19 protein-coding genes are annotated in these 25942 nt (G+C 64.4%); 9 read left to right on the top strand and 10 right to left on the bottom strand.

Annotation, left to right across the window (positions count from 1 at the left end; all coding sequences use genetic code 11):
• Nucleotides 1-28: 28 nt before the first annotated feature.
• Nucleotides 29-1573 carry a MocR-like pyridoxine biosynthesis transcription factor PdxR gene (pdxR, locus tag BN2476_RS06955; RefSeq protein ID WP_087733430.1) on the bottom strand — a complete coding sequence of 515 codons (1545 nt, stop codon included), beginning with the start codon at nucleotides 1571-1573 and terminating at the stop codon, nucleotides 29-31.
• Nucleotides 1574-1984: 411 nt separating this feature from the next.
• Here pdxR and BN2476_RS06950 point away from each other — a divergent pair, with 411 nt between their 5' ends.
• The 3 genes from BN2476_RS06950 (at nucleotide 1985) to BN2476_RS06940 (ending at nucleotide 6482) form a co-directional block, all read left to right on the top strand.
• On the top strand, nucleotides 1985-3883 hold the full coding sequence (locus BN2476_RS06950; RefSeq protein ID WP_087733429.1) for an AI-2E family transporter: 1899 nt from the start codon (nucleotides 1985-1987) through the stop codon (nucleotides 3881-3883).
• A 194-nt stretch (nucleotides 3884-4077) separates the two neighbouring features.
• Complete coding sequence (locus tag BN2476_RS06945; RefSeq protein ID WP_087733428.1) at nucleotides 4078-5163, top strand: alpha/beta fold hydrolase; 1086 nt, start codon at nucleotides 4078-4080, stop codon at nucleotides 5161-5163.
• A 350-nt stretch (nucleotides 5164-5513) separates the two neighbouring features.
• Nucleotides 5514-6482, top strand: a complete 969-nt coding sequence (locus BN2476_RS06940) for a hypothetical protein (RefSeq protein WP_087733427.1) — start codon at nucleotides 5514-5516, stop codon at nucleotides 6480-6482.
• A gap of 242 nt (nucleotides 6483-6724) precedes the next feature.
• Here BN2476_RS06940 and cuyB read toward each other — a convergent pair whose 3' ends face one another.
• Complete coding sequence (gene cuyB, locus BN2476_RS06935; protein ID WP_087733474.1) at nucleotides 6725-8230, bottom strand: cysteate racemase; 1506 nt, start codon at nucleotides 8228-8230, stop codon at nucleotides 6725-6727.
• Nucleotides 8231-8587: 357 nt separating this feature from the next.
• Here cuyB and BN2476_RS06930 point away from each other — a divergent pair, with 357 nt between their 5' ends.
• The 3 genes from BN2476_RS06930 (at nucleotide 8588) to glgA (ending at nucleotide 11897) form a co-directional block, all read left to right on the top strand.
• Nucleotides 8588-9055 carry a response regulator gene (locus BN2476_RS06930; RefSeq protein ID WP_087733426.1) on the top strand — a complete coding sequence of 156 codons (468 nt, stop codon included), beginning with the start codon at nucleotides 8588-8590 and terminating at the stop codon, nucleotides 9053-9055.
• A gap of 226 nt (nucleotides 9056-9281) precedes the next feature.
• Entirely contained in the window at nucleotides 9282-9869 is a 588-nt protein-coding gene (locus BN2476_RS06925; RefSeq protein WP_087733425.1) for a BPSL1445 family SYLF domain-containing lipoprotein, read from the top strand.
• A gap of 399 nt (nucleotides 9870-10268) precedes the next feature.
• Nucleotides 10269-11897: a glycogen synthase GlgA gene (glgA, locus tag BN2476_RS06920; protein ID WP_087733473.1), complete on the top strand. Its 1629-nt coding sequence runs from the start codon at nucleotides 10269-10271 to the stop codon at nucleotides 11895-11897.
• A gap of 75 nt (nucleotides 11898-11972) precedes the next feature.
• Here glgA and glgX read toward each other — a convergent pair whose 3' ends face one another.
• The gene (glgX, locus tag BN2476_RS06915) at nucleotides 11973-14144 is read right to left on the bottom strand and encodes a glycogen debranching protein GlgX (protein WP_087733472.1); all 2172 of its coding nucleotides are present in this window, start codon (nucleotides 14142-14144) and stop codon (nucleotides 11973-11975) included.
• 130 nt (nucleotides 14145-14274) lie between these two features.
• Nucleotides 14275-15882 (bottom strand): sensor histidine kinase, encoded by a 1608-nt coding sequence (locus BN2476_RS06910; protein ID WP_235850748.1) that lies wholly within the window; start codon nucleotides 15880-15882, stop codon nucleotides 14275-14277.
• A 440-nt stretch (nucleotides 15883-16322) separates the two neighbouring features.
• Here BN2476_RS06910 and BN2476_RS06905 point away from each other — a divergent pair, with 440 nt between their 5' ends.
• Nucleotides 16323-16754: a response regulator gene (locus BN2476_RS06905; protein ID WP_087733423.1), complete on the top strand. Its 432-nt coding sequence runs from the start codon at nucleotides 16323-16325 to the stop codon at nucleotides 16752-16754.
• A 179-nt stretch (nucleotides 16755-16933) separates the two neighbouring features.
• Here the strand turns inward: BN2476_RS06905 and BN2476_RS06900 are convergent, their stop codons facing one another.
• The 5 genes from BN2476_RS06900 to BN2476_RS06880 form a co-directional block, all read right to left on the bottom strand.
• The gene (locus BN2476_RS06900; protein WP_087733422.1) at nucleotides 16934-17143 is read right to left on the bottom strand and encodes a hypothetical protein; all 210 of its coding nucleotides are present in this window, start codon (nucleotides 17141-17143) and stop codon (nucleotides 16934-16936) included.
• Between the two features lie 150 nt (nucleotides 17144-17293).
• On the bottom strand, nucleotides 17294-18148 hold the full coding sequence (locus BN2476_RS06895; RefSeq protein ID WP_087733421.1) for a 2OG-Fe(II) oxygenase: 855 nt from the start codon (nucleotides 18146-18148) through the stop codon (nucleotides 17294-17296).
• 144 nt (nucleotides 18149-18292) lie between these two features.
• Nucleotides 18293-18766: a nuclear transport factor 2 family protein gene (locus tag BN2476_RS06890; RefSeq protein WP_087733471.1), complete on the bottom strand. Its 474-nt coding sequence runs from the start codon at nucleotides 18764-18766 to the stop codon at nucleotides 18293-18295.
• 131 nt (nucleotides 18767-18897) lie between these two features.
• Nucleotides 18898-20157, bottom strand: coding sequence for a patatin-like phospholipase family protein (locus BN2476_RS06885; protein ID WP_438942864.1), 1260 nt, complete (start codon nucleotides 20155-20157; stop codon nucleotides 18898-18900).
• 203 nt (nucleotides 20158-20360) lie between these two features.
• Nucleotides 20361-21752 (bottom strand): sigma-54 dependent transcriptional regulator, encoded by a 1392-nt coding sequence (locus BN2476_RS06880; protein WP_087733419.1) that lies wholly within the window; start codon nucleotides 21750-21752, stop codon nucleotides 20361-20363.
• A 447-nt stretch (nucleotides 21753-22199) separates the two neighbouring features.
• Between BN2476_RS06880 and BN2476_RS06875 the strand changes: the two genes are divergently transcribed.
• Nucleotides 22200-22541, top strand: a complete 342-nt coding sequence (locus BN2476_RS06875; protein WP_087733418.1) for an NIPSNAP family protein — start codon at nucleotides 22200-22202, stop codon at nucleotides 22539-22541.
• Between the two features lie 214 nt (nucleotides 22542-22755).
• The gene (locus BN2476_RS06870) at nucleotides 22756-25335 is read left to right on the top strand and encodes a mechanosensitive ion channel domain-containing protein (RefSeq protein WP_087733417.1); all 2580 of its coding nucleotides are present in this window, start codon (nucleotides 22756-22758) and stop codon (nucleotides 25333-25335) included.
• Between the two features lie 13 nt (nucleotides 25336-25348).
• On the opposite strand, the gene BN2476_RS06865 is transcribed toward BN2476_RS06870, so the two are convergent.
• A complete protein-coding gene (locus tag BN2476_RS06865) occupies nucleotides 25349-25834 on the bottom strand; it encodes an SRPBCC family protein (protein WP_235850747.1) in 486 nt (161 codons plus the stop codon).
• Nucleotides 25835-25942: the final 108 nt, after the last annotated feature.

The raw sequence follows: 25942 nt of genomic DNA, 5'->3' as shown, positions 1-25942 counted from the left end.
CGTGCACGCGCGCGCTCGCGCTCGGGCTTCACGTGCGATACAGCATCCGCTGCAACACGCGCGCGAGCGTTCTCGCGCCCGCGTCGATCTCTTGCGCACCGATGCCCGCGAAGCCCAGCACGAGACCCGCAGGCGCGTCGCGCCGCACCGAGTACGACGACAACGGCCGCGTCTCGATGCCTGCTTCGGCGGCAAGACGGGCGGCGAGCGCATCGTCCGTGCCGGCTGGCAGAAACGCGGGCGCATCGAGACCCGCGACGATGGGCGGCAATGCGAGCAGCCCCGTCCAATGCCGGCGCGCCGCTTCGCGCAGCGCGTCAGCACGCTCGCCATACAGCTCGCGCATGCGCCGCACATGCCGGCCCGCGTGCCCTTCGGCGATGAACGCGTGCAGCGTCGCCTGCTGATCGAGCGGCACATGACGGCTCGTCAGCGACAGCGCCGCGACGAACGGCTCGACGAGGTGCTCGGGCAGCACTGCATACGCGATGCGCAGCGCGGGAAACAGCAGCTTGCTGAACGTGCCGCAATAGATCACATGGCCCGCGTTGTCGAGACTCTTGAGCGCGGCAAGCGGACGTCCTTCGAAGCGATATTCGCTGTCGTAGTCGTCCTCGATGACGAGCGCGCGATGCGCGTGCGCCCAGTCGAGCAGCGCGAGCCGCCGCTCCAAAGAAAGCGCGGGACCGAGCGGCGCCTGCCGCCCCGCCGTCACGTACGCGAGCCGTGCGTGCGGCGCGAGCTGACGGCCCGCCGCGACATCGATGCCGCTCGTATCGACGGGCACAGCGGCGATGCGCGCGCCCGCCGCTTCGAACAGCAGACGCGCGCCCGGATAGCCGGGGTCTTCCATCCACACGGTATCGCCGGGATCGAGCCATAGCCGCGCGGACAGATCGAGCACCTGCTGCACGCTGCCGACGATCGCGACATGATCCGCCGAACACGAGATGCCGCGCGTCACGCGCACGTGCGCGGCAATCGCCTCGCGCAGCGGTGCGTAGCCTTGCGCCTCGCCGTCCGCGAGCATCGAGCGGTTCGACTGGCGCGAGCGCCGCGCGGCGACACGCGCCCACAGCGCGAATGGAAACGACTGCAGATCGGGCTGGCTCGGACGAAACGCGCGCGCCGGGAACGAGCGTCCCTCGACGGCAAACGCGCTGCGCGCGAGCAGCCGTCCGCGCGCGGACAAACCGATGCCTGCGTTGCTGGCGACATCACCGGATGCGCGTGTGTCCGACGCAAGACGAACGGCCCGCGTGCTCGCCGTAGCCGTAGCCGCCGTCGGCGCGGACTCGAGTCGCACATCGGGCAGTTCGCTCGCGACGAAACTGCCGCGTCCGACGGCACCCGACAGATAACCCTCGGCCGCGAGTTGCGCGAACACGCCCAGCACCGTGCCGCGCGACACGCGATGGCGCGTGGCCAGATCGCGGGTCGCGGGCAGGCGCGCGCCCGGTGCGAGCCGCCCGTCCAGAATCGCCGCGCGCAGTTCGCCGTACAGCCAGCGCTGCAGCGGCATGCCGTCGGGCCGAGCGTTCAGCGCGATGTCGATTTCGGTTGCGCGGCGCATTTCGATGCGACTCCTTATGTAAATGGCTCGATGGCGGATCGATGGACCACGAATTCACCAGGCCAATTTCAGCATTATGCCGACGCAACAATTCGCTACGTCAGACAAAAGCGCGCCGCGCAATTGATAAACTGCAATAGTCGGCGAATGCGCACCAGACGCACTTTTCCGCCCGGCCTGCCTCTTGCTTTAGATTGCAGGCCCGCCAATGGCGCGCGCCACCCGCCGACAGACGAACATGCCGAGAACAACCGTGTCAGGCAACGCCCAGGCAAGCTGCCGCCGCGCATCGATTGCGCGGACGGTGAAGCTGTACCGCACACCGCGCTCGCGCATCGCCTTGCGAACCCAGGCTGTCCCGCAGCACAAACCTGCTGCGAGCCGCGCGCCGCGCCCTCTTTCGACGACGTCATGAAACTGCCCCTCACTCCGCAACGGCCTTCCGGCAACCGGGTCTATCCATCGGGAACACCCGGGCTGCATGGCCTCACGTCGGTGGTTACGTTCGTGGTCGTCGTATGCGGGCTGTACTTTGCGCGCGAGGTGCTGATCCCCATCACGCTCGCGGTGCTGCTGAGCTTCTTGCTCGCGCCGCTTGTCGGCCTGCTGCGCCGGTTTCATTTCGGACAATTGCCGTCGATCTTCGTCGCGGTGCTCACGGCTCTCGTCACGCTGCTTGCCGTCAGCACGCTGATCGGCGCGCAGGTTGCGCAACTCGCGAGTTCGCTGCCGCAATATCAGGTGGCCATCGAGCGCAAGGTCGAGACCGTGCAGGAGAAAACCGTCGGACGCGCCGATGCGCTCCTCACGCGCGCCGCCTCCGCGCTTGCGCGCGTCGCGCCCGAACGTCCCGCGCCGCCTCACGAGCCGGGCCGCTCGCAGAAGCCCACCGTCGCGGCGCCGCTGCCCGTCGAGGTCCACGAGCCCATTCCGTCGCCGCTGGCAGTTGCGCAGCGCGTGTTCTCTCCTGTCGTCGGACCGCTCGAGACGATGTTCATCGTGCTCGTCGTGACGATCTTCATCCTGTTGCAACGCGAAGATCTGCGCGACCGGCTGATACGCCTGTTCGGCGCGCGCGACCTGCACCGCACGACCACTGCGATCAACGATGCCGCGAGCCGTCTGTCGCGCTACTTCGTTGCGCAACTTGGCGTGAACCTCGGCGCGGGCGCGACGATCGCGATCGGACTTGCGATCATCGGCGTGCCGGGCGCGCTGCTGTTCGGCGTGCTGACGGCGCTGTTGCGTTTCGTGCCGTATATCGGCACGTGGATCGCGGGACTGCTCGCCGTGATTCTCGCGGCCGCGATCCAGCCGCAATGGACGATGGCGGTGTTGACCTTCGTGCTGTTCGTGTCCGTCGATGTCATTGCCGGCCAGATCGTCGAGCCCCTGCTGTATGGGCACAGTTCGGGACTTTCGCCGCTTGCCGTCGTTGTCGCGGCGATTTTCTGGAGCTGGCTGTGGGGGCCCATTGGCCTCGTGCTATCCACGCCCCTCACGTTGTGCCTGGTCACGCTAGGCCGCTACGCGGAGCGTCTGAAGTTCCTGACGGTGCTGCTCGGCGATCAGCCCGCGCTCACACCCGCGCAGAATTTCTATCAGCGGCTGCTCGCCGACGATCCGCACGAAGCGATCGTGCAGGCCGACCGCTTCCTGAAGGAAATGCCGCTCACGCGCTACTACGACGACGTTGTGCGCGAAGGCTTGCGGCTCGCGCGCAACGATGCGCTGCGCGGCGTGTTCGCGCCCGAGCAGCTCGCGCGGATGAACGAGACGCTGATCGATATCGTCGAAAACCTCGAGCAGTTCGAAGGCTTGCCCGAGCACAAGCCCGATCCGAATGCGCTCGATGCGCTGCCCGCCGTGCTGCCTGAAGACGCCGCCGCGCAACGCGTCGTGTGCGTGGCGGGCCGCGGCGCATTCGACGACGTCACGACGGCCATCGCGTTGCAATTGCTGACGCGCCGCGGCTTCGCGCCCGTGCTGACGAATTACGCGCACTTCAGGCGCGGGCACGCGGATACGCTCGGCGTCGAGGGCGCGACGATTATCTGCGTGGTCACACTCGATGCGCCCGAAGCGCCCCCGTATCTGCGCAATCTGTTGCGGCGCATTCGCGAGCGCGCGCCCGGCGCGCAACTGATCGTCGGCATCGGCGGACAATCGGAGCGCGTCGATCAAGTGGGTGTGTTGAACGGCACGCACAACGCGAACGCATTCGGCGATCTCGTCAATCAATGCGTGCAGGCCGCCTGCGCGATGGCCGCGCCGCTCGTCGTGAAGTCGGCTGGCCGCATCGGCGCGTGAACGGGCCGCTCCTCGTTCAGTCCGTTCATGTGACTTCGCATCGCATCACGCGCTTCATACGTTCGACGTATTTCTGCCGATGAAGCGTCGTTTGCCCGCATGTTCATGCGGCAAAAAATCCCTGCCGGTATAAGCTGAATGAAAGCACGCGTTGCATTGATCGCAAGCTTTCGTCATTCGCCGCCGGGAGGCCCATGCCCGCGTCCGCCCCGCATTGCAGGCAACAGATACGGCTGTGCACGGCCCGCGACGGCGTGCGCATCGCGTATGCGACGACAGGCAAGGGACCACCCATCGTCAAGGCCGCAAACTGGCTGAGCCATCTGGAATTCGATCTCGACAGCCCCGTCTGGCATCACATGATCGCGGAACTGTGCCGGGAACACACGTTGATCCGCTACGACCAGCGCGGCTGCGGTCTTTCCGATCACGACGTCGCGGACATTTCGTTCGATGCGTGGAAGCACGATCTCGTCTCCGTCATCGATGCGAGCGGCGCCGATCGCTTCGTGCTGCTCGGCATTTCACAGGGCGCGTCGATTGCGATTACGTATGCCGTTGCATTTCCCGCGCGCGTGTCGCATCTGATCCTGCACGGCGGCTATGCACGCGGACGGCTCGTCCGCTCGCGCACGGAGCAGTCGCGCGACGAAGCCGAAACGCTGATCAAGCTCGCCGAGATAGGTTGGGGTCAACACAATCCCGCGTTTCGCCAGTTCTTCACGACACAGTTCATTCCAGGCGGCAGCGCCGAGCAGCATCGCTGGTTCAACGAACTCGAACGCATTTCGACCACCCCGCAAAACGCTGCGCGCATCATGCGCGTATTTAATAGCATCGACGTCGTGGACCTGCTGCCGCACGTGCGATGTCCGACGCTCGTCATGCATGCCGTGCGCGATGCACGCGTGCCGTTCGAAGAAAGCCGCCTGCTTGCCAGCATGATTCCGGGCGCGCGCTTCGTGCCGCTCGAAAGCGACAATCATCTGACGCTCGATTGCGAGCCCGCATGGCAGCGCTGGCGCGATGAAGTGCGCGCGTTCCTGCCGCCCGTGAACGCGGCCGACCCGGTGTTTTCATCGCTCACGCGGCGCGAGCGCGAGATCGTCGAACTGATTGCGGGCGGCCGCGACAATGCGCAGATCGCCGCGCGGCTCGGTCTCTCCGAGAAGACAGTACGCAATCACATCACGAGCATCTTCTCGAAGCTCGAAGTGGAAAGCCGCGCGCAGGCGATCGTGATGGCGCGCAAGGCGGGCTTCGACGCGCCCGCTGCGTGACGCTCATGCGCCGCTTCGCGCGGCGCGTATCGGGGCACACATCGGGTGCACACAGCGGAGCACCCAGCGGGGGCGCCTGTCCCGGCTTTTTTCCGCGTTGTTGCGGTGCATATCCGCCACACCGGGACGCGCGACTCATGCCCGTTGCGACGCCCGTCAACAGAATGCGTTCCTGAGCGATACGTCACGACATGCATCACACACCTGGCCGCGGCGCAGCGCTTTGAGTCGGCGCCTTCTTTTGTCGTTTTGTTTCCGGCGCCATCCCCACTGCAATCCCGCAACTGCCTCATCGCAAGCACAGCCCACTTAACCTTAGCTTTAGCGCCGGGGCCGACAGGAGTTCGAAGATGCAAGCTGTAGAGTATTCACTGCCTTCTCATCGCTACGCCAAATGCGTCGAAGTGTCCAAGCGCATCCGCTGGGACATCGACAACGACGTGATACGCGGACGCACGCTCGATACCACTCAGAAGTTCTTGCCGGACGGTCTGTCCCAGGTCTATCGCCTGCCGTTCCTGAACGAAGCCGAACGCCGCTTCTGGTCGCAGGTGCAGGGACGCACTTACGCCAATATGTTCAGGCTCGTCGAACGCTTCATCGGTGCGAAGATGCTCGAACTCGGACGCGATCACGCGCTAGGCGACCAGATCGCGCTCGAAGCCATCGTGCGTCTCACCGACGAGGAACTGAAGCATCAGGAGCTGTTCCGTCGCATGGAATTGCTCGCGGGCGCGGACATGCCTGCCGGCTATCGCTTCCTGCTCGATGCCGATGACGTCGCTTCCTTCGTGCTCGGCAAATCGACATGGTCGATCCTCGCGCTGACATGCCACATCGAAATCTTCTCGCAGGTGCACTATCGCCAGAGCATCGAAGCCGACGACAGCCTGTCGCCGCTCTTCAAGGACGTGTTCATGTATCACTGGAAGGAAGAGTCGCAGCACGCGATCATCGACGAACTCGAATGGATGCGTGAAGACGCGAAGCTCGGCAAGCCCGAGCGCGACGCCGCCGTCGACGACCTGATCGCACTGGTGGCGGGCGTCGATGGACTCGTGCAGATCCAGGCGAAAGAAGATGCCGGGTACTTCTGCGAGCACGTAGGCCGCACGCTGATGCACGCCGAAACCGTGGACGTCGAAGCGGCGATGCTCGACGCGTATCGTTGGCAGTACATCGTGTCGGGCGTCGAAGAGCCGCGCTTTCGCTCGCTGCTCGGCAACCTGACCGATGAAGAGGAAGGCAAGCGCATCTTCGACGCGCTTACGCCGATCATGAAGCCGGTGCTGCAACGTCAGACGCTGCCGCTCGTCTGAGTCCGTTCTGTCCGCGAGCAATCGACAACAAAAAAGCCCCGGTATCGCGGACGATGCCGGGGTCAAGCTTGCGCTGCTGTGTTCAGCTCTTCTATGCGTGCAAGAGAAGAGAGCAGAGTCTGACGTCGAATCAAGAAAGTATTGTGAAATGTTCGCAAAGAAGAATTAACAATTCACCCGATTCCTTATAGAAAGTCGCCAGAAAGGAAAGGTGAATACGCGAGTCACAACACAACTGCGCTTCAAAGAACCCCGGCATTAAATGCGGTGCCTCTTTCGACGCGCGCGGCTAATGCAGCATATTCGACGGGCACGCTTTCCACGGGCGCTCTCGCCTGCTTTGCGATCGGCTTGCCGATCGGCTTACCTAAAGCGAACTCGACGCAGCATTTCGCCAGCACGTCAGTCGGATCGACGAGATGCGCGGTGCGGCCTCTGCGCGACACCGTAGCCGCTTGCGGAAAGAGCAGCGGCAATTCCGTGCACGCCAGCAGAATGACTTCGACTTCCTGCGACAACAAGCTCTCGATGGCGGCGATGATGTCGTCGACGCACTCACCGCTCGTGAAGCCCGCCTTAACGCCGCGAGCCCCGTAGATTGCCCTCGTCACCCGTGCCTGCATCGCGGCGGACGGCAAGACCTGAGTCAGTCCGCGCGCTTCGAGCGCGCTTCGATAGACGCCGCTCGCAAGGGTGCCGTCGGTTGCGAGCAGCCCGATACGTTGGACCGCAGGATACGTCGTACGCAAATGATCGGCCGTCACGCTCATCATGCTGACGATGGGCACGCGCAAGCGCGCTTCGATCGGCGCAACGAACGCATGCGCGGTATTGCATGGAATCGCGATCACATCGGCGCCGCCGTCTTCGAGTTTCCGGCAAGTCGCATAGAGCGCGAGCGTCGGGTCCATGCCCTTGCCCATCAGATGATCGGTGCGATCGGGAATCTGTGGGTTCTGTTCGACGATGATCTTGATGTGCTCCTGATCGCGCACGGCAGGCGTATTGCGCACGACCTTGTGCATGAAGTCGACGGTCGCGGCGGGCCCCACTCCGCCGACGACACCGAGCGTGACCTGGCGCGCCGGCTTGCGATGATCGGCCGTAATCAGATGCTGCGCGTATGCCGCGTACGAGTCGACGATCGGTACCGCAAGCGCGCCGAGCCGTTGCACCGATAACGCGCTATCGGTCGTGGCCGGCAACAGCACATCGACGCCCTGCGCGATCAGCGCATCGCAAGCGGCACGCAGCGCGCTCGCGTCCTTGACGCCCACGCTGACCGCATCGAGACCCACGCGGGCGCCGTAGCGCTCGAAGAGCCGCCGCTCGCACAGCAGCGGCGAAGTCAGCACGCCGACGCGCCGCGCGAACGGGAAACGCCGCCGGATATGAACAAAGAGCGCGGCGACCATATCGACCACGACGACGCTCGTGTTCGCCTGCAATTCGTCGATGAAAAGATGGCTCTCGAAACACGGCAAAGCAACGGCCAGCACGCCGCGCTGTTCGAAATCGCGAATCGCGTCGAACGTGCGCAGCTTGTGTTCCGCAGAACCGGCAAAAGGCGGATACGGCTCACAACGCTGTTCACTCGCGCCGCGCTCGATAGCGATATCGAGCGGCTGAAAGTGACGGGCGGTCGAATTCGCGCAATGCATCTTGCGCAGCAGGTCCACACTCGCGAGACGCGCCGCGCCCCCGACAATGCCGAACGCGCGCCGTCCAATAACAGACGATGGTTTCATCAAGCCCTCGCTTGCTTGTTTTATTGGAGGCACGCATTCCGGCAGTCGCATTGCGCGTGATACCCGTGCTCGATTCGAATCCGCTCTTTGTCGCGCCATTCAGAATATAAATCCGAATGACCGTTTATGTCGCATGAATAAGGCCGATGACCGACTTATATACAACACGTTTTACATTTACTCCTTTGCATTAACGCGCGGCGATTATGTGCGCCTCACCAATCCCGCTGGTTAACCCTGAGCAGCGCCGTAATTGTCAATTAAAGGCGTTGAATGCGTTTGAAAACATTTCGCGCCCCGGGTCCGGCCCTTGCTCGATTCGGAGCCTTGGGGAGGGTGTGACGGGAGATCAACGGGATGGCCACGAGAAACCCGGGTGACAATGAAGACGTATTGCAATGGCGGCCGATTCCAACGCATATATCCGATCACCGGCGCGTACTGGTCGTCGACGATTACGCGGATGCCGCCGATGCGCTGCAACTGCTGCTGAACGCCAATGGCTTCGAATGCCGCGCAATGCATGGCGCCGGGCACGTCTGCGAATTCGCGGCTGAATGGCAGCCGTTTGCCGTCGTGCTCGACATCGCGATGCCGGGCGTCGACGGACTCGAACTGGCGCGCAGTCTGCGCGCGTCGCCGTCGACTTCGCACATGTTGCTGATCGCGTGCACCGGCTACGCCTCGCAGTTCGACCGCGAGCGCGCGCGAGAAGCGGGCTTCGATGCGCATTGCGCCAAGCCGCTGACGCCGCAACGCCTGCTCGCCCTGTTGAAGCGGGCCGTGTCCGAATCCGATAACGCACAGCGAAATGACGGCTTGTAATTCGTACACGCGTCTCGCCGTTGATGAGGCGCGTTCATACCGTGCAGGTCTGATGACGCCCCGCCGCTGGCGACATCGAACGCTGCGCGCCCAAGGCGGGCACACGAACTGCTGTCATATCCTTAGTCCTTGCCCATCAAGGGTTTCGCGACCCTCATCGGCGGCGGTGATGCACCCAGGGAGGCGCAAACCGGCGGACTTTGCGTTGACAGACAGGAGAACTCAAATGCATAGAAGAAATTTCATGTTCAGCACGGGTGCCGCGCTCGCCGCCGGCAGCCTGGCGCTTGCCGGCTGCACGACGACGCCTTCGAACTCCACGACGGCGGCCAGTAACGCGGACAAGCGCAGAGCGATCAATTCGAGCGTCGATGAAACGTTGTCGCGCCTCTATACGAGCGTCCACGGCTCACGTGAGCTCGTCTCGAAAGCGAGCGGCGTGCTCGTGTTTCCGTCGGTCGTGCAGGCGGGCTTCTGGATCGGCGGTCAATACGGACAGGGCGCGCTGCGTGTCGGCGGACAGACGGTCGGCTACTACAGCACGGCAGCCGGCTCGTTCGGCCTGCAGATCGGCGCGCAGTCGAAGGGCGTGATCTTCCTCTTCATGACGCAGGATGCGCTCGATCGCTTCCGCAATAGCCAAGGTTGGTCGGTCGGCGGCGATGCGACGGTCGCGCTCGTGAAGATCGGCGCGAACGGCAACATCGACTCGACGACGGCCACGGCGCCCGTTCAGGCGTTCGTGCTCACCAACGCGGGCCTGATGGCGGGCGTATCGCTCGAAGGCGCGAAGATCTCGCGGCTCGACATCTGATAGTTGAGTCTGAACACGTCGTTGCGGGGCGTGCAACGCGCCCCGCAACTCGCAGCGCTGCTGCGGCTCGTAAGGCGCCCCTGTAAAAAAGCGCCATTTTCAAGGCGCGTTTTACATTCGGCGTCCGGCGCGCATAGATTCACCAAGTTGACGCATTTCATCCTCTACAGTGCTCCATGCACGGCAGCCGAGCCTGACGCAATGATCCGAGCAATGCCTCGACCCGCGCCGCAGCGTCGGCGCGGACGTCGCGCGCATATGGCACATTGCTTGCTGCTTATCGACGCCGCCCGTCCCACGCCTCTCGCCGACCCGATCCGCCGCGCGGATCGCGCCAGCCTTTTCGGCGGCATTTCAAGCGTCCCATTCGATCTACTCTTTCACCGGGGAGTCATGACCTTGACGCTGAATGTCCTTCTCGTCGCCTCGGAGGCGATGCCGCTGGCGAAATCCGGCGGTCTGGGCGATATGGTGGGTGCGTACGCCGCCGCGTTGCGCGATGCGGGCGTCGATTCGACCATCCTCATGCCTGCGTACCCGTCGGCGCTCGCGCGCGCCAAAGGCGTCACGCCGATTGGCCGTATCGGCGGGCTGCCCGGCGGCGACGCGCGGCTGTTGCGCGCGCGCATGCCCGATACGGACGTGCCCGTGCTGTTGTTGCAGATGGACAACCTGTACAGGCGCGACAGTCTCTATCAGGACGATCAGGGCCGCGACCATCTCGACAACGCGATCCGTTTCGCGTCGCTGTCGGCGGCGGCCACGCGCATCGCGCGCGGCGTGCGCGGCGTGCATAAGCCCGACATCGTGCACGCGCACGACTGGCACACGGGTCTCACGCCGCTCTTGATGAAGCTCGCGAACGTGAGCGCAAAGAGCGTGTTCACGGTGCACAACCTCGCGTTCCAGGGCAACTATCCGCTTGCGCTCGGCAGCTGGATGGGCGTGCCGCCGGAACTGCTCGTGCCCGCGCTGTCGGACCCGCGCAGCATCGAGTTCTATGGGGCGCTCAGCATGATGAAGGCGGGCATCGTGCACGCGCAGCAGGTCGTGACCGTCAGCGAAAACTACGCGCGCGAAATCCTCACGCCGCGCTTCGGTCATCTGATGGAAGGCGTGTTGCAGGCGTGCGCGCACAAGCTGTCGGGCATCACGAACGGCATCGACGGCAACACGTGGAATCCCGCAACCGATCCGCTGATCGCACGCCCCTACTCCGCCGACGACGTGCGCGGCAAGCAGGCCTGCAAGCGCGATCTGCAACAGACGTTCGGCCTGAGCGTCGATCCGTTCGCGCCGCTCGTCGCAATCGGCAGCCGTCTCACGTCGCAAAAGCTCGCGGACGTCGTGGCCGATGCACTCCCCCTGATGCTCGCGCGCCACCCGCGCCTTCAAGTGGCGATTCTCGGCAAGGGCGACGCGAATCTGGAAGCGGCGATGCGCGATCTCGCGTCCGCGTGGCCGCAGCGCGTCGGTGCATATATCGGTTATGACGAAGCGCGCGCGCACATGCTGCACGCGGGCGCCGACATCCTGCTGCACGGCAGCCGCTTCGAGCCGTGCGGTCTCACGCAGCTGTATGCGCTGCGTTACGGCACGATTCCTGTAGCGTCGCGCGTCGGCGGGCTGCGCGACACGATCGTCGATTACACGCCCGAGCGCTCGCCCGAACTCGGCCTGCCCGAAGACGGCGCGACGGGCTTTCTGTTCGACGGCGAAACACCGGAAGATGTAGCGGGCGCGCTGCAACGCGCGCTCGACGCGTTCATGCGGCCATCGTCGTGGCACGCGCTACAGCGCAACGCGATGCGCTGCGATTTCAGCTGGCGCAAGCCGGTGCACGCGTATCTGAAACTGTATGGCGCATTGACGGATTCACGTCCGGCGCAGCCGCGCGTCGATGTGGATGTCGTGGCCGCTGCTTCCGCGCAGCGTCGCGCGAATGCGGGCGCTCAAGCCGCCAACGCGCAGACGGGCTGGGCGAATGGCGCGGCCGCATCGCAGGAGACGGTTGCGCGCAGTGCGTGAATGCCTGACGTGTCAGCGACGGGTCTCGATGTTCGGCTTGCTTCGCCCGTCGCTGATATAGCCGTGAGACAGGCTCTAGGCCGTCAGCCGTTCTTCCAGCCGATCAAAGATCCGTTGCGTTTCGCCCTTCGCGTGCAGCGCGAACAGCAGCATCGAGCGCCCCGTCACCTGATAGACGTCGCCTGATTCGAAGTCCGGCAGTTCATCTCGCTCGGGCGCGTTCGTATCGATCATACAGCTCCATTGATCGCTGCCCGGTATCTCAGGCAGCGTGAAGACGACGACATCGTGATACGCGTTGACGACCAGCAGCAAGGTCGCATCGGATGCGGGCTTGCGGATGCCGCTCGCCTGCGCGCGGCCGTCGATCACGAGACCAAAGCAGCGCATCGTCGCATCGTCCCATTGGTCGCCTGTCAACTCGACGCCCGCTGGACTCAGCCACTTCACGTCCATCACGCCGATGTCCTCGCGCATCTCGCCCGTGAGAAAGCGATTGCGCCGCAATACAGGCAGCGCATGGCGCAGCGTCGTGAGCTTGCGCACGAATCCCGTGAGCGCGCGGCCGTTGTCGTCGATGCCTGTCCAGTCGACCCAGCTGATTTCATCGTCCTGGCAATACGCGTTGTTGTTGCCCATCTGCGTGCGGCCGAATTCGTCGCCGGCGAGCACCATCGGCGTGCCCTGCGAAAACAGCAGCGTCGCGAGCATGTTGCGCTTCTGGCGCTCGCGCAACGCGATCACTTCGGGATCGTCGGTGGGCCCTTCGACGCCGCAATTCCATGAACGGTTGTCGCTATGGCCGTCGTTGTTGTCCTCGCCGTTCGCTTCGTTGTGGCGCTCGTTGTACGACACGAGATCGTTCAGCGTGAAGCCGTCGTGCGCGGTGATGAAGTTCACGCTGGCCCAGGGACGCCTGCCGCGCCGGTTGAAGAATTCGCCCGATGCGGTGAAGCGTGTCGCGAGATCGGCGGCGATGCCTTCGTCGCCTTTCCAGAACGCGCGCGCCGTGTCGCGAAAGCGGTCGTTCCATTCGGCCCAGCCCGGCGGAAAACCTCCCACCTGATAGCCGCCCGGCCCGCAATCCCACGGCTCGGCGATCAGCTTCACGCTGGAGATGATCGGGTCTTGCCGGCAACTGTCGAGAAAGCCGCCGCCTTCGTCGAAGCCATACGGCTCGCGACCGAGGATGGTCGCGAGATCGAAACGGAAGCCGTCGACGTTCATCTCCGTGACCCAGTAGCGCAGACTGTCCGTCACCATCTGCAGCACGCGCGGATGCGACAGGTTCAGCGTGTTGCCCGTGCCCGTATCGTTGATGTAGTAGCGGCTCTGCTCAGGCATGAGCCGGTAGTACGACGCGTTGTCGATGCCGCGAAACGACAGCGTCGGCCCGCGCTCGTTGCCTTCGGCCGTGTGGTTGTACACGACGTCGAGTATCAGTTCGAGGCCGGCGTCGTGCAGGCGGTCGATCATCTCCTTGAACTCGTCGACCGCGCCGGGGCCGCGCGCGAAGTAACGCGGATCGGCCGCGAAAAAGCCGATCGTGTTGTAACCCCAGTAGTTGGTGAGTCCCTTGTCGAGCAGGTGTTGATCGTTGACGAACGAATGAATGGGCAGCAGTTCGATCGTCGTCGCGCCGACGCGCCTGATATGGTCGATCACGGCCTTTTGCGCGAGACCGTCGAAGGTGCCGCGCATCGCTTCGGGCACACCGGGATGACGTTTCGTATAGCCGCGCACGTGTGTCTCGTAGACAATCGTGCGGTCCCACGGCACGCGGATGCGTGTGGGATGCGTCCAGTTGAATGTCTGATCGACGACCTGGCACTTCGGCATGAAAGGTGCGCTGTCGCGCTTGTCGAATGTGAGGTCGTCCTCAGATTTCAGCGTGTAGCCGAATAGCGACGGGTTCCAGCGCAACACGCCCACATGCGCCTTCGCATACGGATCGAGCAGCAGCTTGTTCGGATTGAAGCGATGACCGGCATCGGGCTCGTACGGGCCATGAACGCGATAGCCGTAGACGGTGCCCGGCTTCAATCCCGCCACATGCACGTGCCACACTTCGTCGGTGTATTCGGGCAGCTCGATACGTTCGCGTTCCTTCTTGCCCTTCTCGTCGAACAGACACAACTCGACCTTCGTTGCATTTGCGGAGAAGAGCGCGAAATTGACGCCACTGCCATCCCATGTCGCGCCGAGCGGAAAAGGCAGGCCCTCGGCAATGCGGGAATCGATCGGCATGGTGTGTTCCTCAGGCGAATTGAACGGGCGCGGCGCATGCTGCATGAAAGGCAGCAGCGCTGCGAGCAGCAATCGATGTACCTGTGGACGAACGCTAACGCACTTCCGCGTCTTTCGCTCGACGAGGGTGTCAACGATAGAGCGGCAGCGTCACTCTGAACGTCGAACCCGTACCGCGCCCCGCGCTCTCGGCCGCGACGGTGCCGTGATGCAGATCGACGAGATGCTTGACCAGCCACAGCCCGAGACCCAGCCCCGCGACGCGCCCGCCGCTTTCGGGATCGACCTGGCGAAAGCGCTCGAAAATGCGCGTCAGCGCATCGGGCTCGATGCCGCAGCCCGTATCGCGCACCGACAGTTCGGCCTGCTGCCCCTTCACCGTCACGCTCAATTCGACTTCGCCCTGCGTGCAGAACTTCACCGCATTCGACAGCAGATTCCACGCGACCTGCTTCATCCGGCTTTCGTCGGCCATCACGACGCACGGCGCAAGCTCGCCGACCACGAGGCGCAACCCCTTCGCTTCCGCCGACATGCGCATGTCCTCGGCGACGTTGCCTGCGAGCGCGCCAAGATCGACGGGCTGAAGATTCACGGACAGCTTGCCCGTCGCGATCGCGCCGCTGTCGAGCAGATCGTCGACCATGTGCGCAAGCTGATGCGCGTTGCGCTCGATCACGCCGGCGGCGCGCGTCACGTGCGCGGGATGATCGGCGGCACGTTGCAGCAGCGTCGTCCACGAGAGAATCGCGCCGAGCGGCGAGCGCAATTCGTGGCTCACGGCCGTGACGAAACGATCCATCGCGCGCGCCGCTTCGTCGCTATGCTTGCGTGCGCGCTTTTCCGATTCGGCGATCGCGCGCTGCTCGAGCTCGGCCTCCTTGCGCGACGTGATATCGAGCGTAAAGCCGACGATGGACTTCAGCGTGTTGTCACCATGATGGCGGCCGAGCCCGCGCAACAGCACCCAGCGCACAGTGAGGTCGGGCCACATGACACGGAACTCGACTTCGAAGTGCTCGCGTCGCGCAAGCGCGCTTTGCATCGCGTCCTTCACGTGCGCGCGGTCGGCGACGTCGATCAACTCGTCGAAAAGGCGCTTCTCGGTCAGCACGTCGGATGCCGAAAGGCCGAGATTGATCTTGCATTGCTCGGTGGCGTCGATCGCGCCCGTCGCCGAGTTGAGTTCCCACGCGCCGACATGCGCGAATTCGAGCGCCTGGCGCAACTGCTCGCGATGCATGCGCAGTTCCGCGTTCGCTTCGTCGACCAGCACCTGACGCCGGCGCACTTGCGAACGCAGCTTCTCGCGCTCGCGCTGATCGCGTTCGGTGATCGCGAGCGACTCGGTCACGTCCATCAGGCACATCGCGATCAGCAGCGCGTGACCGTCGCTCGGCTCGATCATCGACGCGCGCGCCTGCCAGTAGCGCGGCGTCAGCGCGCCGTCGCTCCCGCTCGGCGCAGGTGTGTCATAACGGATCAGCGAAGAAAGACGTGGCTCGCCAGGCACGAGACCGGCCAGCAGCGATTCGAGCCAGCTGCGGCGCAATTCGCGTTGCGATTGCGGACCGACCTGATTGATGTCGTGGATCGAACGGCCCTGGATATCGGACAGCGTGACACCGTGCATCTCGCGATAACGCGCGTTCGCGGCCACGACCTCGCAGCGCTCGTCGAGGATGAGCCACGCATCGGGCAACAACTCGAATACCTGTGTGGCGTCGACGGAGATCACCGGGGGCGATCGGCTGGATAGTCTGTCCATAGCCCTAGAGTCTACCTGAAACGACACTATCGGACCCGACATACGGCGTCGTATGGCGCGTACAGCATCTCATGACGGGACAGCAACCCACACAGCATATGGCGGTAAAAATCGACATTCCGGCGGGTCAGAACTTACAACGGGGGCCGATAGTTTTTGCGAAGCGCAATCCTCTACGTCAGCGGCACTCATGCCGTATCGCACCCGTCTGCGCGGGGTCGAAACATCCGGAAACCCCGCCACACCTTGGCGGCGACGCATGTGCTTCATGGCCACACGATGACGATGCGGCCACTCGAATGAACCTGTCATTCGAGTGGCACGCGTCGTGCGTGCGCCGGAATCTATTAAACGATCAAACATCGCATGCGCCGGATTCCGGTCTGCGAGTAAGAAGCTTGCCTGTGTACATGGATTCGAACGCAATATCGGACAGCCGACTTCCAACCATCCTGCTCATCGACGACGAGCCGGATCTGTTGATTGCATGGGCGCTCCTGCTCGAACTGGAGGGCTTTCACGTGCTCACGGCCTTCAATGCCCGCCAGGGCGTCGAACTGGCGCAGCGCGTGCATCCCGCGCTCGTGATCACGGACCTGATGATGCCGGAGATGAACGGCGCCGAAGTGTGCCGCACGCTCAAGAGCGATCCCGGACTCGACGGCATGCCCGTGATCCTGTGGAGCGCTTCGCCGGATATCCCCACTGATCTGAAATGCGAGTGCACATTGCACAAGCCCGTTGCGCGCGAGATCCTGCTCGGGCAAGTCGATCTGCTGCTCGGCCGCGAGCATGCACGCGAGGCCGCTTCGCCGCTCCCGGGTAGCGTGTCCGTGAACTAGCCCATCATCTTTTGCTTTTGACGCGATCCGGTGTCCTTCTCATGCATGAGCGTGAGCGTGCTTCGATACGCACGAGAGGATAAACATACCGAACCGAAACGGGCCGCGTCGCAACGCGGCCCACGCCTTGTCGTTTTACGCTCCGTGTGTTGCATCGTCATGCGCGATCGAACGGGCCGTCAGCCGATCTCCGGCGCGCGCGTCTCGAGCGTGCGCAGCATGCCGTCGAGCTTGCGGGCACGCGTGAGCTGCGAAGGCACCAGCGGCGCCGCGAGCACGGTGTTCAGCCGGTTGCGCCAGTACGAAAGCGGAAACCGATGCTCGGCGGCCATATGGCTGAGCACGCGTTCGAGGTGGTGCAACTCGCTTTCCAGTTGATAGTTGTCCATCGTTGGTCCCCCGAGTTCTTTTTCCAGTCGGGACGGCGCTCACGCGTGGCATCGAACGCCGGATGTCCGCGCGTCCACACGCCGCAATGAGCACACGCCATTCCTGATTCTTTTATGCGCGCACGAAGAGACGCACGCGCGGGACTGCATCTACACGTACGCGCGCTCGCGCATCCACTTGGTCATGATCCACTTCTCACCGCCCGTGACGGGCGCGCCGCCGTGCAGCGTCAGCGGATCGAGTTGCCCCCGTCCGTTCATGTAGCGGAAGTAGACGGCGCCGCCCCGTCGCGCCATCACGGTGATGCCGGCGTCCGGAAACACCGTTTCGCCGCCGCCCTCGACATCGCTCAGATACACGATCAGCGTCGCGACCCGCTGGCCGCCGCGCGCCGTATGCAACGCGCTGCCCGATTGCGCAGGCGGAAAGTAGTCGAAGTGCGGCCGATACTCGCCGCCCGCCCTGTAATGCAGGATCTGCAGGCCCTCGCCGTGTTCGAGCGGCCAGTTCATCAGCTCGGCGATGCGGCGGTCCAGCCGCTCGATGAACGCGTCCTCGCAGCGCTGAAACCAGAAGCCCTCACTGGTGCGCAGCGTGATCACGTCTTCCTGTCCGCTGTCGGGATTGACGGTCGTCGAGCGCTTCAGCCTGTTTCGCGCGCGCTCGATCAGCTCGGTGCATTCGTCGGCCGACAGCACGTCGTCGAACGCGATCACTTGCGGGCGATCGACGCGCAGCACGACGGGCACATCGCGGTCGTGCGTGCGCACGATATTGCCCGCGGCAACGGGGCACGCATCGTATTCATAGGCGCGCTCGCCGCCCGATGGTTTGACGGCGTCGGCCTCCATGCTGTTTTCGGCGGCCGCGCGGCCCACGATTTCGCGCGCCGCCAAGGCATCGAAGCCCGCCTGCACCATCGCGTCGACCATCGATTCCTGCGTGCACCCGCGACGCACGTTGGTCGCGAGCCATTCCTGCCATGCAGCATCCACGACTTGCATTCGAGCCTCGCTATGTCGTTCGTTCTGCCTGCTTCGCAAACGGAATACCACGCATACCCAGCGGCACGATGCCTGCATCGCGCCGCGCATGCACGCGGTCCGCGCGTGCCCATCAGGGACGCTTCCTGCGCCCTTCCTGCCCCTTCACGCGTTCCTAGCTCGCCACGCAGCCAGCCCATGTCTGGCCTGCGCGCGGATCGCGTTCTGCGCGAACGGTGTCCAGCCGAACAGCGCGCCCTTCGCGCCCAACGCCTGACTCGCCCAGCGCCACAGGTCGAAGCGATCGCGATGCTCGACGATCAGCCCGTCGCGGAACACGAAGCGCGCATCGACGGGATTGACGACCGTCCTGCCCGTCTGGCTGAACACATAGCTCGCGACCCAGTGCGCGCTGCCGCCTGCATCGTCGGCAGCGACGTGACTGAAAGCAAGCGTCAACTCCTGCGCGCGCGACACCAGCATGCGCCACATGTCGGACACTTCGGCGCCATGCAGCTCGCCGAAGACGGGATCGCCGAACGTCACGTCGGACGCATAGCAGGCCGCCATCGCGTCGACGTCGAGCCGCTGAAACGCCTCGTAGAACCGTTCGATCAATGCCGCATTGGGATGAGTCATGCCGTTCTTGTCGTGGACGCCCCGTCTGCCGATGCCTTCATTCAAGGTACAACACGCCGATTCCTTTGCGCAATGTTTCCGGCGTGCCGCCGCCGGTCATCGCCGCTCATCGCCCCTGCACAACGCGTGGCTCACGCCGTCTGCGGCTCTGAGCGATGAATCGATATGCCCTCCATCGGGTCCGGCTCCGCGCTCCATGGCGCGCGTTCGATCATCCGTTGCGCGTCTGCATAGCCCGCCTGCCAGCGCCGCTTGATGCCGTCCGCCGAAAAGTCGATGTCCTTGTGCAACTCGTCGCTGCCGAAGCTCGGCGCGTCGAGCTCGATCACCTGCATCGTCGTTCCGCAGCCCCAGTTGAGCAGTTCCTGGACGGCTTTCGTATCGCGTTCGTTTTCAGGCAGATGCTTACCCAGTTCGCGGATCACGTGACGCAGCCGGTGAATCTGCCGCTGCCGTTCGAGATGGCTCTCGGCGCGGCTCGAATACTGGATGTCGCGCTGCCGGCTCATCGCTTCGTGGATCGATGCGGGCTCGTCGCCGTGCGCGGGCCACAACTGCACCGTGAAGATCACTGAGCTGTGGCGCGGCCGGTCGTCGAGCACTGCTTCGAGCGGCGTGTTCGAATAGATGCCGCCGTCCCAGTACGCCTCGCCGTCGATGCGCACGGACGGAAAGCCCGGCGGAAACGCGGCCGACGCCATCACGTGCTGCACGTCGAGCGGTTCGTCGCGGTTGGTGAAATAGCGCATCTGCCCGCTGCCGACGCCGACCGTGCCGACCGTCAGCCGCGTTGCCTTGCCGTTCAGACAACCGAAGTCGATCAATGACGCGAGCGTCTCGCGCAACGGCTCCGTGCGATAGAACGCGGCGTGCTCGAGGCCGACGGGCACTTGCAGGCCGAGCCACGCATCGGCGCGCGGCGTGAAGAACGCCGGAATGCCGTGCGACATGATCGACAGATTGCGCAGCCATTGCTCGTAGCCCGGCATCCACGCGGCCCATGCGCTCCATGCGGCCGTCAGATACGCGGGGATGTTCGTGGCGGCGCACGCGGGCGTGAAGGCCGACAGCCAGGTGTTGTGATCGTCCGCAATGCCCTTCCACGTGACGCGCTCCCAGAACGCGCGCAAACGATTCATCCGATCTGCCGGACGATTGCCTGCGATGATCGCGCCGTTGATCGCGCCGATCGACGTGCCGATCACCCAGTCGGGCTCGATCCCTGCGTCGTGCAGCGCTTCGTATACTCCCGCCTGATACGCGCCGAGCGCGCCGCCGCCTTGTAGCACGAGCACGACCTGCGCATCGATCGCGGGATGCGCGGACGTTTCGCCGGCAGCCGTTTCTCGCGGGCGCGCGGACGCGCGGGATGCCTGCGCTGCCGCATGCATCGACGGTTTTTTCACACGGCTCGGCCTGGTTGAGCTGGGCATTGCTTTTAGCCTCGTTCGGCAACGGATTGGCGGAAGAATCCGCTGTCCATTTTGACAGAGGCGGCCGGAGAAATCAGGGCAAGGCCGCGTGGACGCGCCGCAAGCAGCCGATTCCCGCTATCCGTGCGGGCGTAGCACGCGTGCCGACGCCGCCGGTTTCGTCAATCCGCCTCGCTGTGGTCGTCGTGGCCTTTGCCTGGTTTGTCGAGTCCGGGGCTGTCCGGCTCGCGCATCCGGTAGGCATCCATCAGGCGATAAAGCGTGACGCGGGAAATGCCCAGGTCGCGCGCGGCCTCGCCATAGCGTCCGCGGTGCCGTAGCAGCGCGCGTTCGATGGCCATGCGCTCGGCCGCCTCGCGCGCGACGTTCAGCGACACGGGCGTTTGATCCACGAGATGATCCAGTTCGAGATCCTTCGCTGTGATCAGTCTGCCTTCGGCCATCACCACGGCCCGTCGGATGCGATTGCCCAGCTCGCGCACGTTTCCCGGCCACGTGTGCCGGTGGATGGCTTCCATCGCATCGGGCGCGAAACCCTGCAACCGTCGTCCCGCGTCGCGCCGGAAATGACCGAGCAGATGAAACGCGAGCAGTTCGATATCGGCGCCTCGCTCGCGCAACGGCGGCTCGACGATGCGCAATACGCACAGCCGATGATAGAGGTCGTGCCTGAAGCGCCCATCGGCGATGGCTGAATCGAGATCGACGTGCGTCGCCGAGATGATCCGCACATCGACGTCGATCGATTCCTGCCCGCCGAGTCGCTCGATCTTGCGCTCCTGCAGAAACCGAAGCAGGCTGGCCTGGCTTTCCAGCGGAAGATCGCCGATTTCATCCAGAAACAGCGTGCCGCCGTTCGCTGCCTCGACGCGTCCAATCCTGCGTTGCGTCGCGCCCGTGAACGCACCGCGTTCGTGACCGAACAGCTCCGACTGCACCAGCTCGCGCGATATCGCGCCGCAATTGATCGCGACGAACGGAGCGTCGCGGCGAGATGACCGTTGATGAATCGCGGCGGCCGTCAGTTCCTTGCCCGTTCCGGATTCGCCGGCAATGAACACGGATGCGTCGGTCGAAGCGACCCGTTTGATCGACCGAAAGAGTGCCTGCATCGACTCGCATGAGCCGATCATGTCGCCTTCCGTGACGTGATGAACGGGCGCCTGTTGCGGCGTGCCCGCGAGCGTGGCCATTCCGCGAGCATGCCCGACGGCCCTGACTGCCCTTTCGGGGACGACGGGGACGGTCACATAGTCCGAGCAGTAATCGCGCACGAGCCGCCGCATCGTCGAATCGGCGAGTTGCCCCGGCGATACGATCGCGACCCAGCCGATATTCGGCATCGCCAGGCAGGCATCGAGCGCTTCGATTTCGTGAAGCGGCAATCCTGCGGCAAGGTCGAGCAACCCACCCGCCGCATCGAAACCGTCGAGCGCCTTCGTCACCTCCTTCACCGACTTGACCGGTTTCACTTGCCAGTCGCATTGCTCGAAGAATTGACGGATCTCCGCGCTGGGTTTCGCCGACAGGTAGATCAATCGCCGCACGTCCATACTTACCCCTCCGCGCGCCCGCGTCCAGACGACAAGGACGTTACCCGGTGTGCGCATACTACATGCACCGTCATCGTGAACCGATGCTCGATCGTCGACGATCCATTCGACTTTCTTATCGGCACATGCTTTTTTTGACTTTAGGTGGGTAAACCATCACGCGCGTCGCCACCGACGCAAATGATCGTCAGTCTGCCATGCAATCGTCGACGATCTGCACGAGAAGCATACATTCTGGTCGCGTCACGGACACATGAAGGAAAAACACACTTAAAGACCTGAGGCTGCTGGGCCTCCAAACCGTCGCCCAACCGCCGTCGAACAGGCATCGACACTTCGAGCCAGCCTGAAACATTGCGGGACACGCGTCGCGGATACTTGCCGTCATGCAGCGCCAAGTCTGGCTGCACGGCCGCCGACGAACCCACGACATCGACAGGAATCCCCATGACACTCACCTGTTTCATCCGCTATCAGATCGATCCCTTTCAACGTGACGCGTTCAGGCAGTACGCCGAGAACTGGGGCGAAATCATTCCGCGCTGCGGCGGCCATCTGATCGGCTATTTTCTGCCGCACGAAGGCACCAACGACATCGCGTGGGGTCTTGTCGCGTTCGACAGCCTCGCCGCTTACGAAGCGTATCGCGCGCGGCTGCGCACCGATCCCGCATCGGTCGAGAACTTCCGCATGGCGCAGACGAAGCGTTTCATCCTGCGCGAGGAGCGGACCTTCACGGAAGTCGTCGACGGCACGCTCGGCAAGCCCGCGCAGCCCGGCCAACGGTGATCACGCGGATGCATGCGTCCGCGCCACGTTTATAGGTAAGCACCCAAAACGCGCATCGCACGGCCCGACGCGCGCTGGACCGCCGTTTGCGCAACCGTTTGCGGAACTTATGGCGCCCCGCCGCTGTCGTTTTATTTTTCAGTCGAAACGTGGTGGCTCCCGGCGCCGCATCGCGTCCAGCCGTACGCGCATCGCCGCCGCCCACCGGCCCTACATGCGCAAATTCCTTCTGATCTGCCTACTGGCGCTGTTCAGCGTCCCTGCCTTTTCTGCCGTCACGGCGGCGACGACCGCGACGGCCGCCTCCGCCACCAGCGTCACGCTGACGCCCGAACAGGCCCGCGAGGCGCTGTCCGTCCTCAACGACCCGAAAAAACGCGCGCAGATCGAAGACACGCTGACGGCGATCGCCGCAGCAGGCGTCCTCGCAACGCCTGCGGCGCCCGCGCCCGCATCCGGCGCGTCGGCTGCCGCGGCGGCAAGCGCGTCGGGCGCGAGCGTGCCTGCCGCGTTCAAGTCGAACGGCCTCGCATCGCAACTGGCGCGCCAGGGCGCGCACTGGCTCGCGCAAGGCGGCGCGACGCTCAATCGATCGGTGGCCGTGCTGCTCGATACGTCGTCGGCCCGCTACTGGTGGAACGTGCAACTATCCGATCCGCACGAACGCGCGAAAGCCGGCGGCGTGCTGCTCGCGCTGATCGGCACGCTGCTGCCCGCAATCGCGCTCGAATGGTTTGTGCGGCGTCTGCTGCGCCGGGCGCGCGCGGCGATCGTCGCGCGGCGCGAGGCGCGCGAAGCACGCGACGCGGCTCATCAGGCAGAAGAAGACGCCGCGGCGAGCGCAGCCGGCGCCGTGAGCGTCGCGGCGACTGCAACCGACGCTGCTACAGACAAGAGCCCATCCGCAAGCCCGGCTGCGCGGTCGATGTCGACACCGCCGTCATCGGCGGGAGCGGCTGCAACGCCCGCCGCGAAACCCGACGCCTTCGACGACGAAAAGAAGGAAGCCCGCAGCAAACGCCAGGCGGCGCATCACTGGACCACGCTGCAACGTCTGCCGAGCGCCGCGCTGCAACTGTGCGTGCGCATGCTGCCGCTCGTTGCGTTCGTCGCGGCGGCAAGCGCGCTGATGTCGTTCTTCACCGACGACGGCACGATTCAGGACGACGCACTCAACGGGCTGATCGACCTCTATGTGATCTGCCGCGCGATCGTGATCGCGGCGGGCTTTTTCCTGCAGGCCGATGCGCCCGGGCTGCGCCTGTTGCGGCTGCCCGATAGCTGGGCGCTCTTCATGCAGCGCTGGGTAGTCCGCATCGTCAGCGTGATCGGCGTGGGCGGCGCGCTGATCCAGATCTCCACCGCGCTCGGTCTGAGCGATGCGGCGCACCTGCCTCTCGTCAAGCTGCTCGCGCTGGTCGGACACGTGATGTTGTCGATCATGATCCTGCAATGCCGCGCGCCAATCGCCGCGCTCGTGCTGGAGCGCACGAGCGAGAGCCAGCGTCCGATGAAGCTGCTCGCGCACGGGCTCATCGACATGTGGGCGGGCGTCGCCGTGTTCGTCGTGATGGCGCTGTGGTTCGTGTGGGCGCTCGACGTGCACAACGGCTACCGGACGCTGCTGCATCTGGGCGGACTGTCGCTGATCGTGCTGGTCGCCGCGCGCATCGTGTCGATCGTGCTGTACGGCGCGCTCGGGCGGATCTTTCGCGTCGAAGAGGGCGAAAGCCGCTCGCTGCTTCACCAGCATGCGTATCGCTACTATCCGCTGATACGGCGCGTCGTATCGACTGTCATCGTGGCCGTCACCGCGCTCGTGCTGCTGCAGGTGTGGGGCATCGGCGTGTGGCAGTTCTTCCGTCCGGGCGCGATCGGCCATCGTCTGACCTCCGCGCTGATCACGATCTGCGTGGCGGCCGTGATCGCGCTGATCGTGTGGGAAGCCGCGAACGTCTCGGTCGAGAAGCGACTCGATCAATGGACGAAGAGCGGCGATCTCGTGCGCGCCGCGCGTCTGCGCACACTGGTGCCGATGTTGCGCACGGCCCTCTTCGTCGTGATCGCGCTCGTCGTCGTGCTGACGGGCCTGAGCGAGCTCGGCGTGAACACGGCGCCGCTGCTCGCGAGCGCGAGCATCTTCGGCGTCGCGCTCGGCTTCGGTTCGCAGAAGCTCGTGCAGGACTTCATCACGGGGATATTCCTGCTGATGGAAAACGCGATGCAGGTCGGCGACTGGGTGACGCTTGCGGGCGTGTCGGGGACGGTCGAGTATCTGTCGATCCGCACGGTGCGCCTGCGTGGCGGCGACGGCTCGTTGTACACGGTGCCGTTCAGTTCCGTGTCGACGGTGAACAACACGAACCGCGGACTCGGCAATGCGGCCGTGAAGGTCAGCATCGCCTACGGCCAGGACGTCGATCTCGCGATCGCGACGCTGAAGGAAATCGGCGCTGCGCTGCGCGAGGACGACAAGTTCAAGGACGGTATCCTGTCGGACTTCAGCTTCTGGGGCGTCGATGCCGTCGACGGCGCGTCCGTTACGCTCGCGGGCCAGATCCAGTGCCGCGACAGCGCGCGCTGGCCGGTGCAGCGCGAATTCAACCGGCGCATTTTCGATTCGTTCCACGCGAAGGGCATCGAGATCTCCAATCCGCAGCGCAACGTGCTCGTTCCACCCGGTGTGCAACCGGGCATCGCAAACGGCGAAGAACCCGAAGGGCCGCCGCGTCCCGCGAGCGCACCCGACGGCCCGAACAAGGACAAGCCCGAGCCGAAGGCTGCGCGCCACTGACGCGTCGTTTGCTTCACGACGAGTGCTCGATGCCGACGAGCCGCGCATCGAGCAGACTCGCGAGCGCTTCACCGCCCTGCTGCATCACGTAGTCGTGGTTCCATTTGAAGAACGGACGAGCGAGCGGCGCAAGCAGATTCATCCAGCCACGCTTCGTGCGCACGCGCCATTCGTAGCGCACGACTGTCACCGTATCGTGCGACGAGAACTGCCAGCACCCCGTGCCCTCGACATCGCCGCACGCTTCGCCTTCGAGCACGACAAGCGGTTCGACGCGCGTCACGCGCATGTCGAACGCAACGCGATATGGCAAGCGGCCTTTCCACGTATAGCGATGCAGTGCGCCGACGCCGTCGCTTGCGCCCGTCTCCACTTCGATCACGCGCTCGACGCTTTTCCACCAGCGCGGCCACGCGGCCGGATCGTGGATCGCGTCCCACACGGCCTGCAATGGCGCGTTGATGCGCCAGATCGTGGTGAAGCGGTATTCGGTATGCAATTTCGTTTCCTTTTTTTTTGTCTTCGACGCTGGTTGGTTTTTTTGCCTCTGCGCTGGTATCTGCGATGCGTTGGTCTTCATTGCCCTTCGCTGGCATCCGCGATTGCG

The sequence above is a fragment of the Paraburkholderia piptadeniae genome, assembly GCF_900007165.1.
Classification (GTDB): Bacteria; Pseudomonadota; Gammaproteobacteria; order Burkholderiales; family Burkholderiaceae; genus Paraburkholderia; species Paraburkholderia piptadeniae.
The sequence above is the reverse complement of the archived record's forward strand: the minus strand, read 5'-3'. Positions and strand labels throughout refer to the sequence as shown.